This is a genomic window from Rhizobium laguerreae (assembly GCF_002008165.1).
In the GTDB taxonomy this organism is placed as follows: domain Bacteria; phylum Pseudomonadota; class Alphaproteobacteria; order Rhizobiales; family Rhizobiaceae; genus Rhizobium; species Rhizobium laguerreae.
Genome location: NZ_MRDM01000010.1, coordinates 246,988 through 259,891, shown reverse-complemented (window position 1 = coordinate 259,891; position 12,904 = coordinate 246,988). Strand labels below are relative to the sequence as shown.

Genomic DNA, 12,904 nt, shown 5'->3' with positions numbered 1-12,904 from the left:
GAAATGAATGCTTCTATCGGCCGCCGCGATCGAGCACGACGCAGTAACGCGCCGGCGCGTTGCCGGGATTTTGGAAGACGTGACCCTCGCCGACCGGCATGAAGAGGCAATCGCCCGGGCGCAGCCGGTAGACGATCTCAGCCGCCGTCATCTCCAGCTCGCCGTCGAACAGCCAGATATGCTGCGTCATGCTATGGGCGCTCGCATGCGGGGGGAAGCTGACGCGGGCGCCAGGGGGGAATTCGACCTCGACGATATCGACATCGGAAGCCGTGCCCGGGGGCGAAACAGACCGACGCATATATCCCGTCTCCGGATCGCGCCAGACCTGCTGTTCCTGCCGACGGGCGAGCGGCGAGGCCTGCCCCTTTTCCGCAAAGAAGGCCGACAGCGACAGGCCGAGCGCGGCGCAGATCCTTGCCAGCAACGAGGCGGTCGGGCTCGCCTCCGCCCGCTCGATGCGCGAGATCATCGCCCGGCTGACGCCGGAGGCCGCAGCCAGATCATCGAGCGTCAGAGCCTTTTCCTGCCGCAGCGTGCGGATGCGGATGCCGATCGCCTGTTCGAGTTCCGGTTCCATTTTCCAGTCCCCTGATTCCACTATAAGAGAAATACAGTATCTGATGATGGAATCAAGTGGCTAACAAAAGCGGCCAAACGCGCCTTGCTTTCGCCGCTGCGCCGTCCCTATATGGCGGCCTAATCCGAGGAGAGAGTGATGGACGCCAGTACACAGAGCACGGAACTGACGGGAAGCTTCACGGCTGCCGCCTGGGACAGGATCGCGCCCATCATGGCCGAGATCGAAGCGTTGCCATTGCTGCAGCGCCTTTCGGACGGCACGCTGCCGCCGGAAATTTTCCGGCACTACATCCTGCAGGATGCGCTCTATCTGAAGCATTATGCGCGATGCCTTGCGATCGTTGCGGCCAAGGCGCCCGATAATGCGCAGGTCCTGCGCTTCCTCGGTTCGGCGCAGAAGGCGATCACTGTCGAGCAGGGCCTGCATGCCGGCTTCCTCACCCAATTCGGCATCACCTCCGCCGACGTCACATCCGCCGAGCCCTCGCCTGCCGGCTTTGCCTATACGAACTTCCTGCTCGCCACCGCCTATCACTGTTCCTACGCGGTGGCGCTGTCCTCCATCCTTCCCTGCTTCTGGATCTACTGGCACGTCGGGGAAGCGATCAAGAACCGGCCTGTTATCGAAGGCAATGCCTTCCAGGCCTGGATCAACACCTATGGCGATCCACAATTTGCCGCCGGTGCCCGCGAGGTGATCGCGCTGACCGACATCGCCGCCCGCGCCGCGTCACCGGTGGAGCGGGCGCAAATGACCGATGTCTTCGTGCGCGCCTCGCAATATGAATGGATGTTCTGGGATTCGGCCTGGCGGCTGGAGACGTGGCCGGTCTGATACGCGCCCGATACAGGACGAAATAGCGTAAACGGCGGGATAATTACCGCTTTGCGGCAGGGGGCGGCGCTGCTATATGGCGCGCATGAGCACCAATTCCACCACTCCGCTGTCCCATATCCGCAACTTTTCGATCGTGGCCCATATAGACCACGGCAAATCGACGCTGGCCGACCGCCTGATCCAGACGACGGGCGGCCTCGCCGAGCGCGAAATGTCCGAGCAGGTGCTCGACAATATGGATATCGAGCGCGAGCGCGGCATCACCATCAAGGCCCAGACCGTGCGCCTGCATTACCAGGCGAACAACGGCGAGAAATACATTCTCAACCTGATCGACACGCCCGGCCACGTCGACTTCGCCTATGAAGTCTCACGGTCGCTATCGGCCTGCGAGGGTTCGCTGCTCGTCGTCGATGCCAGCCAGGGCGTCGAAGCGCAGACGCTCGCCAACGTCTATCAGGCGATCGACAATAATCACGAGATCGTCACCGTCCTCAACAAAATCGACCTGCCGGCGGCCGAACCCGACCGCATCAAGGAACAGATCGAGGAAGTGATCGGCATCGACGCTTCGGAGGCCGTGCTGATTTCGGCAAAGACCGGCCTCGGCATTCCCGACGTGCTGGAAGCGATCGTCCACAAGCTGCCGGCACCGAAGAGCCCCGGCGGCGAAAAGGCGCCGCTGAAGGCGCTGCTGGTCGACAGCTGGTACGACGCCTATCTCGGCGTCATGGTTCTCGTCCGCGTCATCGACGGCGTGCTGACCAAGGGCCAGACGGTGCGGATGATGGGCACCGATGCGAAATACCAGGTGGAGCGCGTCGGCGTGCTGACGCCGAAGATGGTCAATATCGACCGCCTTGGCCCCGGCGAGATCGGCTTCATCACGGCCTCGATCAAGGAAGTGGCCGATACCCGCGTCGGCGACACGATCACGGAGGATAAGCGGCCGACAGCGCAAGCGCTGCCGGGCTTCAAGCCGGCCCAGCCGGTGGTGTTCTGCGGCCTCTTCCCGGTCGATGCCGCCGATTTCGAGGATCTGCGCGCCGCCATGGGCAAGCTTCGCCTCAACGACGCCTCCTTCTCCTTCGAAATGGAATCGTCGGCGGCCCTCGGCTTCGGTTTCCGCTGCGGCTTCCTCGGCCTGCTGCATCTGGAAATCATCCAGGAACGGTTGGAGCGCGAGTTCGACCTCGACCTGATCGCCACCGCACCCTCCGTCGTCTACAAGATGTACATGACCGACGGCACGGAGCGTGAGCTGCACAATCCGGCCGACATGCCCGATGTCGTCAAGATCTCGGAAATCCATGAACCGTGGATCCGCGCGACGATCCTGACGCCTGACGATTATCTCGGCGGCATCCTGAAGCTCTGCCAGGACCGGCGCGGCATCCAGATCGAGCTCACCTATGTCGGCACGCGCTCGATGCTGACCTACGACTTGCCGCTCAACGAAGTCGTGTTCGATTTCTACGACCGGCTGAAGTCGATCTCGAAGGGTTATGCCTCCTTCGACTATACGCTCACCGACCACCGCGAGGGCAACCTCGTGAAGATGTCGATCCTGGTCAACGGCGAGCCGGTCGACGCGCTGTCGATGATGGTGCACCGGACGGCGGCCGAAAAGCGCGGCCGCGATATGTGCGAGAAGCTCAAGGAGCTGATCCCGAAGCACATGTTCAAGATCCCGATCCAGGCGGCGATCGGCGGCAACGTCATTGCCCGCGAGACGATCTCGGCGCTGCGCAAGGACGTGACCGCGAAATGCTACGGCGGCGACGCCACCCGCAAGCGCAAGCTGCTCGACAAGCAGAAGGCCGGCAAGAAGCGCATGCGCCAGTTCGGCAAGGTGGAGATTCCCCAAGAAGCCTTCATCGCAGCGCTGAAGATGGGCGACGAATAACGCTTCTCAAAGTCATCTTATGCGCATATCATCTGCGCATAAGATTGAGGAGATCGTTATGGCTCAGCAGACGAGAAAAGCAGCGAACCTGTCTCTTGACGAAGGTCTCGTCTCCCAGGCGCGCGAGCTCCAGATCAACATATCCCGGGCGGCGGAGGACGGCATTGCAAAGGCCATAAAGGCGGAGCGCGAGCGGCTTTGGCGTATCGAGAACGCCGAGGCTATCCGTCTGGAAAACGAATATGTTGAAAAGCACGGCTTGCCCTTCGACAAATACCGTCAGTTTTAGAGCGGTTCAACGTTCACGGAAGCGTAGAACCGCTCTAAGTTTTGCTTTTACGCAATTCCTGACGGAAAACCGCTTCGCACTTTTCCTGGAATGCTCTAGTGGCACGCTTTCACGTCTATCACCTTAAAAGCGGCAATCTCCTGGCCATCGATCTTCAGGCCAATCTGCTCGACGATCTGCCTTCGCGCGTCATGGTTCCGTTGCATCCAGTGCAGGAACTGAGCTGGTCGATCTCGCGACTGAACCCACGCTTTCCTATTGAGGGTGAAACCTATGTCATGGCCACCCAGCGTATGGCATCGGTCCCGACCGCGGAAATTGGAAAAGCGGTGGCGGATCTTACCGCCGACAGCGATCGCATTATCGCTGCCGTCGATTTTGTCTTCCAGGGCTTCTGAGATCAACTCCGCGCCATATACTCTTTCACCAGCCCCTCATACGCGTCCATCGCAGGCAGCGCCTCATAGCTGTACACCGCGCCAGTCTCGGCGAATGACAGCTTCTCGCCCGTCCACGTCTCGATGAAAGGCGTGAACCAGTTGGGGTCGTCGAGCATGGTCGCGCGCAGATTGACGAACCAGTCCATGCCTTCCGGGCGGGTGAACATCCAACTCATGCAATGCGGGCAGAAATAATGCTTCGTGACGCCATGCAGGCCGCCGATGACAGGCTCGCCTTGTGTGACCTCGAAGCCTTCGCTGGGGATGGCCGCACTCAGCGAATAGGCGCTCGCGGTCATTTTCTGGCACCCGGTGCAATGACAGGCCATGGTGAGCAGCGGCGGGGCGCTGACCTTCAATCGCACCCGGCCGCAACGGCAGCCGCCTTCCATGGGTAAATTCAGTTCGCTCATGCTTCCCTCCCGTTTGTCCTCTCATCTAGCGGAATGATCGCTGCTGTCGAGATGGCAGATCATCGCGGAATGGCGGTCTTGCCGGCGTTAGCGGATGCGGGCTGGATTGCCGACTACGGTTGCGCCGGCCGGCACATCCCTGGTCACCACCGCGCCGGCGCCGACGATCGCGCCGTCGCCGATGGTGATGCCGCCGAGGATGATGGCGCTGCCGCCGATCCAGACATCGCTTCCGACGGTGACCGGCCTGGCGATCTCGATACCTGTGCTGCGACGTGCCGGATCCTTGTGATGCTCGGCGCAATAGATCTGCACGCCGGGGCCGAACATGCTGCGGTCGCCGATGCTCACCCGGCCGGAATCGAGGATGGTGCAGCCGGCATTGAAATAGACGCGTTCGCCGAGAACGATATTGATGCCGTAGGAGCAGTGAAACGGCGCCTCGATGAAGACATTGAGTGCTGCCTGCGCAAAGAGTGCCCTGAGGGCCGGCGCGACGGCGCCGCGCTCATCCGGCGGCAGCGAATTATGCGCATGGACGGCGGCACGCGCCTGACGGCGCAAGAGATCGAGCTCGTCATCGAGGCAGCGGTACCATTCGCCTGCCGCCATCTTCTCGCGTTCGGTCACCGGCATCGCCTCACCCCTCACGCCGAGGCCTGCGACAGCATCGCGACCTCTTGCGGTTCGATCAGGCCGACCCAGGCGCGCGCGATGGCAAGGCCTGCGGCATCGGCGGCACCGGCGTGCCTTGCGGCCAACTCGGCATGGTTCTCCAGCCAGCCCGGCGCGATGCGCGCGATCGTATCGGGAAATTCGGCCTTCCATTGCGCGACGACCGCTGAGTTGGCCTCGAAATGGAACTGGGTGCCATAGACGGCGCGGCCGATGCGGAAGGCCTGGTTTTCGGCGACGGAGCTCGAGGCGAGACGGACCGCGCCTTCAGGCAGGGAGAACGTATCGGCATGCCATTCGAAGATGGTGAACTCGCCGCCAAGCGCCGACAGAAGCGGATCGGCCCGGCCCTCGGCGGTGACGCCGATCCCGTGCCAGCCGAATTCGCGGGCAATTCCTAAGTGATTGTCGGCGCCGTAAGCGCGGGCGAGGATCTGGCTGCCGAGGCAGATGCCGAGCACGGCCTTGCCGGCATCGCCGAAGCGGCGCGTGAGCCGGACGAGTTCCGGCAGGTAGGGGTGCGTTTCATCATCCAGCGCGCTCTGCTCACCGCCGAGAACGACCAGCGCGTCATGGCCGGATATATCTTTCGGCAGGATGCCGTCCTGCCACACCTGGAACCACTCGATCTCCGCGCCTACCTCGTCGAGGGCCGCGGCAAGCGCGCCGAGGCCGGTATTCCGCATGTTTTCGATGACTGCGACGCGCATGGGCTCTTCCTGGTATGGCCGACCACGGGAAGAGACCATGGCGGAGGACGGCGCGCAAGACGCTTATGTAAGGCGATTGCGCCGACGCGCGACAGGGCTTAAATCTCAGCAAACGAAAGGACATCGCCATGACCGAGAAAGCCCGCGTCACGATCCTCTACTGCACCCAGTGCAATTGGCTGCTGCGCGCCAGCTGGATGGCGCAGGAGCTGCTGCACACCTTTTCCGACAGTCTTGGCGAAGTGGCGCTGATCCCCGCCACCGGCGGTAATTTCGAGATCCGCGTCAATGGCGATCTGATCTGGGAGCGCAAGCGCGACGGCGGTTTTCCCGGGCCAAAGGAGCTGAAACAGCGGGTCCGCGACATCGTCGAGCCCGGCCGCGATCTCGGCCATGTCGACCGCGCCTCGCTCGAAAGCTGACGGCTCAGCGATAGGGCGAGCGGCAAGTCTTGTAGATGCCCTCATAGGTGAGGAAACGGTCGGTACGCGGATTGTAGGAGCGATATTCATTGCTGCACCAGGCGGCATGGCTGTTCATGTCGCGCGCCTTCGGCTGCACCCTTTGCACCGGCGGCGGATCATAGGTCAGCTGCGGCCGGCCGGCAGCCCCCGGCCGATAATAGGTAGGTCCGGTCGCGCCGCGTGGGCGGTAATTTGGCTGGACATAGGCGGGACGATGCCATTGCTGCGGCCCGAAACCGAAGCAGCCGCGAAAGTCGCAGAGCGTCGATCCCGTGTTCAGCGGCCCAACCCCCGGCTTGCCCAGCTTCAGCGAATCGGCCCCGGCGATTGCGGGCGTGAAAATGGCGAGAAGGCCGGCGAGCAGAAGCGTGCGAGCAACGGGCATGAGGCATTCCTTTCGATATTTCCTTTATATAGGGCGTGACCGCCGAAACGCTATGCCGCCTTGGGCCACTCCCGCCCATGTGATCGGCAGCTTTCTCGCCAACTGTCAGAAAAACTTCAAAAACCCAGTTGACAGTCAGGAGCCACCCCCTTACATCGCTCTCCGTCGCCCAGATGGCGGAATTGGTAGACGCGCCAGCTTCAGGTGCTGGTACCCGAAAGGGTGTGGAGGTTCGAGTCCTCTTCTGGGCACCATTCCATTCTTGATCGCTACCAAGATCAAGGAGTTAAGCCTTTTCAACTAAAGTTGCGCAGGTGCCTTGCAACAAAGGCTCAGCCCCAATGCGCTCAAAGGCTTGTTCGCTCAGCAGCTCCCAAGAACTCTCCGAAATCCTCATTTTTAGACGCTTATTCCCGCCGCTCTTGATAGCTCGCCTACATTGACTCCCTCACCCCCAAATGCGAACATAAGGAGAACGCAATGGAGTCTTGCAATGATCCGATTCGCCACATCCGCACCCAGCAAACCCGAGCCATCAAAGGCACGCGAGGTGTCGGCCACCGAGCCGGCCATTGAAATGCCGCGCACCAAGCCGGTCATTGAGGTAGCTTCTGCCGGCGCGGCGCTTGCTGCTTACCCGCTGCTGCCCAGCGGCGAGTCAGATGAGTTCGGCTCCGACACTCTGCAGAAGACCACCAAACCACCACGCCGTGCGGCAACCAAACGTAAGCCCAAGGTCGCCGAGGCAGATACTCCACTCCAGCTTAATCTAAAGGCTTAGACGCAACGATCCGGCCAAGGTTTGGCGGCGCGTAGAGAACTCCCACCATAATCTATATAGCACTTCGGAATCCCGAAATTGGTTGCGGGCCTGAAATCATTGGATGTTTCTCGGCGGCGACAGCCCGCGAAAGGCGTCGAATTTCGGAATCCCGAAGCGGGGGAATTTCGGGATTCCGAAGTGGGATTTTTTTCTTCGGGCCGACGCGCCGGGCTTTTGCCCGGGGGCAATCGGCCGGCTATCTGACGCTTTCCTATCAGGATCGGCCGCGTCTGGTCGGATCAATTACGCCCGCTTGGCACTCCTCGCAAAACTGGAAGGACGTGCCTTCAGCCAAACCGATATCCAAACGGCAGACGTTCTATTGCTCAACGCACGGCCCGCGAAACGCGCGGCTGTCGGTTTCCACACTCCCGTAAGCCTCGCACAAGAACGAAATCGGATACCGGGGCAAGGATGAATATACGGCCGTTCCGCCTGTAAAGAGCCCGGGGTGGCTCTGAGGGTGGTCGGGAAACCTGACTAGACACTCTGGAGTTCGCTTGGGATGAAAGTCGTAATTCTCGCCGGTGGCCTCGGCTCTCGTCTTGCCGAGGAAACCAGTATCCGACCCAAGCCTCTGGTCGAAATCGGCGGCATGCCGATCCTCTGGCACATCATGAGCATCTATGCTCATCACGGGCTCAATGATTTCATCATCTGCGCCGGCTACAAGGGCTATATGATCAAGGAGTATTTCGTAAACCTTGTTCTGCACCACAACGACATCACCGTCGATCTCGCCTCCAACAGCATCAATTATCACGGCGGCACGCGGCCGAACTGGCGCGTGACCGTGGTCGATACCGGCATACATTCGATGACCGGCGGGCGTATTGCGCGCATTCGCGACCATCTGACACCCGGCGAGCCTTTCTGCTTGACCTATGGTGACGGCGTCGGCAACGTCGATATCGCCGCCGAAGTCGCCTTCCATCGCAGCCATGGCCTCAAGGCGACGATGTGCGCGGTAACGCCCCCAGGACGCTACGGTGCGACGAATATCGAGGGGCAGTACATCACCTCCTTCGTCGAGAAGCCGAGAGGCGATGGCCAGCGCATCAACGGCGGCTTCTTCGTGCTCGATCCTTCGGTGGTCGACCTCATCCCGGACGACGACACGGTCTGGGAAGGCGGGCCGCTGGAATGGCTCGCCGCCAACAACCAGCTCGCCGCCTTCAGGCATGACGGCTTCTGGCAGCCGATGGATACGCTCCGCGAGCGCAACCACCTTGAGGAGCTCTGGAGTTCCGGAAAGGCGCCGTGGAAGCTATGGGCCTGACGGACTTCTGGAATGGCAGGCGCGTGTTCCTGACGGGAAACACTGGGTTCAAGGGATCCTGGCTGTCGTTGTGGCTGGAGAAGCTCGGCGCGGAAGTGACGGCAGTCTCGCTCGAACCCGAGACCAATCCCTCGCTCTACGCGCGGCTTGCACCCTGGAATGGACAGGGCCATCACATCGCCGACATCCGCGACGCGGCAGCGTTCAAGCAACATTGCAGCGATTTCCAGCCCGAAGTCGTCATCCACATGGCAGCGCAGGCGCTGGTGCGGCGCTCCTACGAAAACCCGACCGAAACCTTCGCGACCAATGTGATGGGAACGGCGAACGTGCTCGACGCGGTGCGGGAAACGCCCTCGGTCAAGACGGCTCTCGTCGTCACCTCCGACAAGGTCTATGCCAACAACGGCAGCGGCGTACCCTTCGTCGAGACGGATATGCTGGGCGGCAAGGACCCCTACTCCAACTCCAAGGCCTGCACCGAATTGGTCGTCCAGAGCTACCGCGACAGCTTCTTCAAGGGGCGCGATATCAGGCTTGCGACGGTACGTGCCGGCAATGTCATTGGCGGCGGCGACTGGTCGAAAGACCGGTTGATTCCGGACTTCATCCGCGCCTTCGAAAGCAGCCAACCGATCCTGCTGCGCTATCCCGAAGCGATCCGCCCCTGGCAGCATGTGCTGGAGCCGCTCGGCGGCTATCTCGCCTTCGCCGAGGCCTTGACACTTGCCGGCGAGCAGGAGCTGCCCGAAGCACTCAATTTCGGCCCAGACCCGCAGAGCTTCGCGACAGTCTCCGAACTTGCCGAGGCGCTCGGCCTGGCTCATGGCGTGAACGACGTCTGGAAGCCGGCGCCCGGAAAACATCTTCCGGAAGCGCCTGCCCTTACCTTGAGTTCGGCACTGGCGCTCTCCGCCATCGGCTGGCGTCCGCGCCTCGGCCTGAAGCAGACAATCGACTGGACAGCCGCCTGGTACAAGGCCAACCGCGAGGGAGCCGACATGCGCGCCTTCTCGCTCGGGCAGATCGCGGCCTATGAGGAAACAGTATCATGACAGCGCATAATTGCCGGTTCTGCAACACTCCGCTGAAGCATCGTTTTGTCGATCTGGGCTCGACTCCGCTCGCCAATGCCTATCTGACGGAGGAGCAGCTTAAACTACCCGAACCCTCCTACCCGCTGCGCGCCTTCGTCTGCACGGAATGCTGGCTGGTGCAAGCCGACGCCTTCGTTCCGCCGGAGGATATCTTCAGCCACTATGCCTATTTCTCCTCCTACAGCGACGGCTGGGTGGAGCATGCCCGCCAGTTTACCATCATGGCGCGCGAGCGCTTCGGCCTCAGCGAGGCATCGCAGGTCATCGAAGTGGCGAGCAATGACGGTTATCTGCTGAAGCATTTCGTCGAAGTCGGCGTGCCGGTGCTCGGCATCGAGCCGGCTGAGAACGTCGCGGAAGTGGCACGGCAGATCGGCGTTCCCACGGAAGCGCGCTTCTTCGGCAAGGAAACTGCTGCCGATCTCGTCTCGCGCGGCCTTGCCGCCGACATCGTCATCGGCAACAACGTCCTGGCGCATGTCCCTGACATCAACGATTTCGTCGGCGGGCTCTCGGCCGCGCTGAAGGCTGATGGCGTCGTCAGCGTCGAATTCCCGCATCTGCTGCGGCTAATCGAAAACATCCAATTCGACACCGTCTATCACGAGCATTTCTACTATCTGTCATTGCTGGCCGTCGAAAAGGTGTTCGCGGCGCACGGCCTCAAAGTCTTCGACGTGGAGGAATTGCCGACCCATGGCGGGAGTCTCCGCGTGCTCGCCTCCCGAGCAACATCCACGGCTCATGCAACCGGCCGCGGCCTTGCCAAGGTGCGCTCCGACGAGGCAGCCGCCGGCTTCGACACGGTCGAAACCTACGAGGTCTTCCAGAGCCGCGTCGCGCCAATCAAGGACGGACTGCTCGCCTTCCTCAACGAAGCCAAGCGCAACGGCAAGACGGTCGCCGCCTATGGCGCTGCCGCCAAGGGCAATACGCTCCTGAATTTCTGCGGTGTAGGCACCGACCTCATCGACTACGTGGTCGACCGCAATCCGCACAAGCAGGGCCACTTCCTGCCGGGCAGCAAGCTGCCGATCTACGCGCCGCAAAAGATGGATGAGACGCGGCCCGACTACATTCTGATCCTGCCATGGAACATCAAGAACGAGGTCGTTGCGGCCAACAGCAGGATCGGCGCCTGGGGCGGACGCTTCGCCGTTGCCGTGCCGGAACTGACGGTGCTCGGATGAAATTCGTTCCGACCGCGGTTTCGGGTGCTTTTGTCGTGGAGGTCGAGGCCCGCTCAGACGAGCGCGGACTGTTCGCGCGGACCTTCGACGCCAAGAGCTTTGCCGACCATGGTCTCGTACCCTCCTACCCGCAGTGCAACGTCTCGCAGAATCACAAGCGCGGAACCTTGCGCGGCATGCACTTTCAGGCCGAGCCGCGGCCGGAGATCAAGCTGGTGCGTGCCACGCGCGGCACGGTCTTCGACGTGGCGCTCGATCTCAGGCGGGATTCGCCGAGCTATCTCAAATGGGCCTCAGTCGAGCTCGATGCCATCAGTCACAACGCCTTCTATATACCTGCCGGATGCGCGCACGGCTTCCTGACGCTCGACGACGACTGCGAGCTCTTCTACCAGATGTCGGAAGCCTACGTACCGGAACTTGCTCGTGGCGTCCGCTGGGACGATCCCGCCTTTTCCATCGCCTGGCCGTTCCCGCCGAGCGTCATCAGCGAGCGCGACGCCGCGCTTGAGAGCTACAGCCAGGAGACAAACCTTTGAGCGGCATCAAACTCAGCATCTGCATTCCGACCTACAACCGCGAAGCCTTTCTCAGAAACTCGCTGATCTACTGCGAGAACGACTACAAGTTCGACTTTCCCTTCGAAATCGTCATCTGCGACAATGCCTCTACGGACGGCACCCAGCAGGTGGTCGAGGAATTCATCGGTCGCGGGCTGCCAATCCGCTACTACAAGCGCGAAAGCAATGCCGGCGCCGCGGCAAACGTCACGAGCGCTCTGCGCCTCGGCAAGGGCGAATACGTCGTCTACCTCGCGGACGACGACATCCTGATCGCCGATGCAGTGGCCGACACCATCAGATATCTCGACAACAATCAGGAGGTGACCTGCGCCCATGCGCCGTGGTTCTTCTACGACGAAGTCGCCAAAACCGACATCGCGAAATTCTACGATGTCGAGGAGGATCGGAAGTTTCCGCACGGCAGCTTCGGCGAAGTCTTCCAGTATATTTTCGAACGCCACATCTTTCCGGAAATCGCGATCTATCGTTCGTCACCCTTGCGGTCGGCCTGGATCCCGCGGGAATTCTGCTTCTACCCGTTCCCGTTCCTTGCGCATTTCCTCGATCAGGGGGCGGTCGCCTTCCTACAGCGGCCCTTCTACCGCTCCATCGGCAATTCGGCGATCGTCCGCGACCGCCCGCAGGAAGGCGCCAACGACGTCATGACGAGCTGGGATCGCTATCGGGGGGGGCTTGAGTACTTCCTCTATACGGGCGTCAGGCGCGGGGCGCTGAAGCTCACGCCCGAGACGCGTCTCAAGTATGACGAGATGTGCAAGATCTTCACGCTCAATCGTATGGCGGTCGCCTTCCGCTTCTGGGCGGAGAGGAAGAATTTCATCAAGGCCTATGAGCTTTATACCCGCCTCGCGTGGGGCGGGATGCAGGACCACCCGGAAATCCGCAGGTTCCTTGAAGGGCTGCCCCTGATGGTCGCCATCCAGACGCTGGTGAGCGAAGTGAATGCGGCAATCGGCATCGATACGCTGCTTCTTGGCGGTTTCACGGATATCGCGGCGCTCGAAGGCCTGATGCGCGAGCTCGGCCTCAACGAAAAGGTCAAGGTGACGGTGAAACTCGGCGACAGTCCACTGGAAAGCACCGCCGTCTTCGTCAGCGTCGACAGCGACCGAGAATATTTCCTGGCACTCGGCTACCTGCCCAATCTGGTGTTCCACGAGCACGATCTCGCCCGGCACATCATCATGTGAGCCTCGCGCCAGTTTCAAAAACTAGCATCGTTGCGGACG

16 protein-coding genes and 1 tRNA gene are annotated in these 12,904 nt (G+C 61.4%); 12 read left to right on the top strand and 5 right to left on the bottom strand.

Annotation, left to right across the window (positions count from 1 at the left end):
- Window positions 1-13: 13 nt before the first annotated feature.
- A complete protein-coding gene (locus BS630_RS09685) occupies window positions 14-580 on the bottom strand; it encodes a helix-turn-helix domain-containing protein (protein ID WP_077977250.1) in 567 nt (188 codons plus the stop codon).
- A gap of 138 nt (window positions 581-718) precedes the next feature.
- Between BS630_RS09685 and tenA the strand changes: the two genes are divergently transcribed.
- From tenA to BS630_RS09665, 4 genes are all read left to right on the top strand, one after another.
- Complete coding sequence (tenA, locus tag BS630_RS09680; RefSeq protein ID WP_077977249.1) at window positions 719-1,417, top strand: thiaminase II; 699 nt, start codon at window positions 719-721, stop codon at window positions 1,415-1,417.
- A gap of 76 nt (window positions 1,418-1,493) precedes the next feature.
- The gene (gene lepA, locus BS630_RS09675) at window positions 1,494-3,326 is read left to right on the top strand and encodes a translation elongation factor 4 (RefSeq protein ID WP_077977248.1); all 1,833 of its coding nucleotides are present in this window, start codon (window positions 1,494-1,496) and stop codon (window positions 3,324-3,326) included.
- A gap of 58 nt (window positions 3,327-3,384) precedes the next feature.
- Window positions 3,385-3,615, top strand: coding sequence for a type II toxin-antitoxin system CcdA family antitoxin (locus BS630_RS09670; RefSeq protein ID WP_077977247.1), 231 nt, complete (start codon window positions 3,385-3,387; stop codon window positions 3,613-3,615).
- A gap of 98 nt (window positions 3,616-3,713) precedes the next feature.
- Window positions 3,714-4,013 (top strand): CcdB family protein, encoded by a 300-nt coding sequence (locus tag BS630_RS09665; protein ID WP_077977246.1) that lies wholly within the window; start codon window positions 3,714-3,716, stop codon window positions 4,011-4,013.
- Window positions 4,014-4,015: 2 nt separating this feature from the next.
- Here the strand turns inward: BS630_RS09665 and BS630_RS09660 are convergent, their stop codons facing one another.
- The 3 genes from BS630_RS09660 to BS630_RS09650 form a co-directional block, all read right to left on the bottom strand.
- Window positions 4,016-4,468, bottom strand: a complete 453-nt coding sequence (locus BS630_RS09660) for a GFA family protein (protein WP_077977245.1) — start codon at window positions 4,466-4,468, stop codon at window positions 4,016-4,018.
- Between the two features lie 87 nt (window positions 4,469-4,555).
- The gene (locus BS630_RS09655; RefSeq protein ID WP_077977244.1) at window positions 4,556-5,104 is read right to left on the bottom strand and encodes a sugar O-acetyltransferase; all 549 of its coding nucleotides are present in this window, start codon (window positions 5,102-5,104) and stop codon (window positions 4,556-4,558) included.
- Between the two features lie 11 nt (window positions 5,105-5,115).
- The gene (locus BS630_RS09650) at window positions 5,116-5,892 is read right to left on the bottom strand and encodes a type 1 glutamine amidotransferase (RefSeq protein ID WP_183594491.1); all 777 of its coding nucleotides are present in this window, start codon (window positions 5,890-5,892) and stop codon (window positions 5,116-5,118) included.
- An 89-nt stretch (window positions 5,893-5,981) separates the two neighbouring features.
- Between BS630_RS09650 and BS630_RS09645 the strand changes: the two genes are divergently transcribed.
- Window positions 5,982-6,275, top strand: coding sequence for an Rdx family protein (locus BS630_RS09645; protein WP_003544579.1), 294 nt, complete (start codon window positions 5,982-5,984; stop codon window positions 6,273-6,275).
- Window positions 6,276-6,279: 4 nt separating this feature from the next.
- Here the strand turns inward: BS630_RS09645 and BS630_RS09640 are convergent, their stop codons facing one another.
- On the bottom strand, window positions 6,280-6,702 hold the full coding sequence (locus tag BS630_RS09640) for a BA14K family protein (protein WP_077977242.1): 423 nt from the start codon (window positions 6,700-6,702) through the stop codon (window positions 6,280-6,282).
- A 167-nt stretch (window positions 6,703-6,869) separates the two neighbouring features.
- Here BS630_RS09640 and BS630_RS09635 point away from each other — a divergent pair.
- The 7 genes from BS630_RS09635 (at window position 6,870) to BS630_RS09600 (ending at window position 12,865) form a co-directional block, all read left to right on the top strand.
- Window positions 6,870-6,956 (top strand) — tRNA-Leu (locus tag BS630_RS09635).
- A gap of 239 nt (window positions 6,957-7,195) precedes the next feature.
- Window positions 7,196-7,483 carry a poly(hydroxyalkanoate) granule-associated protein gene (locus BS630_RS09630; protein WP_077977241.1) on the top strand — a complete coding sequence of 96 codons (288 nt, stop codon included), beginning with the start codon at window positions 7,196-7,198 and terminating at the stop codon, window positions 7,481-7,483.
- Window positions 7,484-8,030: 547 nt separating this feature from the next.
- Window positions 8,031-8,804, top strand: a complete 774-nt coding sequence (rfbF, locus tag BS630_RS09620; RefSeq protein WP_077977240.1) for a glucose-1-phosphate cytidylyltransferase — start codon at window positions 8,031-8,033, stop codon at window positions 8,802-8,804.
- Window positions 8,795-9,859: a CDP-glucose 4,6-dehydratase gene (gene rfbG, locus BS630_RS09615; protein ID WP_077977239.1), complete on the top strand. Its 1,065-nt coding sequence runs from the start codon at window positions 8,795-8,797 to the stop codon at window positions 9,857-9,859. The genes rfbF and rfbG overlap by 10 nt, the downstream gene beginning before the upstream one ends.
- The gene (locus BS630_RS09610; RefSeq protein ID WP_077977238.1) at window positions 9,856-11,091 is read left to right on the top strand and encodes a class I SAM-dependent methyltransferase; all 1,236 of its coding nucleotides are present in this window, start codon (window positions 9,856-9,858) and stop codon (window positions 11,089-11,091) included. The genes rfbG and BS630_RS09610 overlap by 4 nt, the downstream gene beginning before the upstream one ends.
- The gene (rfbC, locus tag BS630_RS09605; RefSeq protein ID WP_077977237.1) at window positions 11,088-11,630 is read left to right on the top strand and encodes a dTDP-4-dehydrorhamnose 3,5-epimerase; all 543 of its coding nucleotides are present in this window, start codon (window positions 11,088-11,090) and stop codon (window positions 11,628-11,630) included. Before BS630_RS09610 ends, rfbC begins: the two co-directional genes overlap by 4 nt.
- Window positions 11,627-12,865: a glycosyltransferase family A protein gene (locus BS630_RS09600; RefSeq protein ID WP_077977236.1), complete on the top strand. Its 1,239-nt coding sequence runs from the start codon at window positions 11,627-11,629 to the stop codon at window positions 12,863-12,865. The genes rfbC and BS630_RS09600 overlap by 4 nt, the downstream gene beginning before the upstream one ends.
- Window positions 12,866-12,904: the final 39 nt, after the last annotated feature.

Bases quoted from the DNA above. Each gene is read 5' to 3' on its own strand.
- BS630_RS09685 (WP_077977250.1), bottom strand. From the start codon at position 580: ATGGAACCGGAACTCGAACAGGCGATCGGCATCCGCATCCGCACGCTG.
- tenA (WP_077977249.1), top strand. From the start codon at position 719: ATGGACGCCAGTACACAGAGCACGGAACTGACGGGAAGCTTCACGGCT.
- lepA (WP_077977248.1), top strand. From the start codon at position 1,494: ATGGCGCGCATGAGCACCAATTCCACCACTCCGCTGTCCCATATCCGC.
- BS630_RS09670 (WP_077977247.1), top strand. From the start codon at position 3,385: ATGGCTCAGCAGACGAGAAAAGCAGCGAACCTGTCTCTTGACGAAGGT.
- BS630_RS09660 (WP_077977245.1), bottom strand. From the start codon at position 4,468: ATGAGCGAACTGAATTTACCCATGGAAGGCGGCTGCCGTTGCGGCCGG.
- BS630_RS09655 (WP_077977244.1), bottom strand. From the start codon at position 5,104: ATGCCGGTGACCGAACGCGAGAAGATGGCGGCAGGCGAATGGTACCGC.
- BS630_RS09650 (WP_183594491.1), bottom strand. From the start codon at position 5,892: ATGGTCTCTTCCCGTGGTCGGCCATACCAGGAAGAGCCCATGCGCGTC.
- BS630_RS09645 (WP_003544579.1), top strand. From the start codon at position 5,982: ATGACCGAGAAAGCCCGCGTCACGATCCTCTACTGCACCCAGTGCAAT.
- BS630_RS09640 (WP_077977242.1), bottom strand. From the start codon at position 6,702: ATGCCCGTTGCTCGCACGCTTCTGCTCGCCGGCCTTCTCGCCATTTTC.
- BS630_RS09630 (WP_077977241.1), top strand. From the start codon at position 7,196: ATGATCCGATTCGCCACATCCGCACCCAGCAAACCCGAGCCATCAAAG.
- rfbF (WP_077977240.1), top strand. From the start codon at position 8,031: ATGAAAGTCGTAATTCTCGCCGGTGGCCTCGGCTCTCGTCTTGCCGAG.
- rfbG (WP_077977239.1), top strand. From the start codon at position 8,795: ATGGGCCTGACGGACTTCTGGAATGGCAGGCGCGTGTTCCTGACGGGA.
- BS630_RS09610 (WP_077977238.1), top strand. From the start codon at position 9,856: ATGACAGCGCATAATTGCCGGTTCTGCAACACTCCGCTGAAGCATCGT.
- rfbC (WP_077977237.1), top strand. From the start codon at position 11,088: ATGAAATTCGTTCCGACCGCGGTTTCGGGTGCTTTTGTCGTGGAGGTC.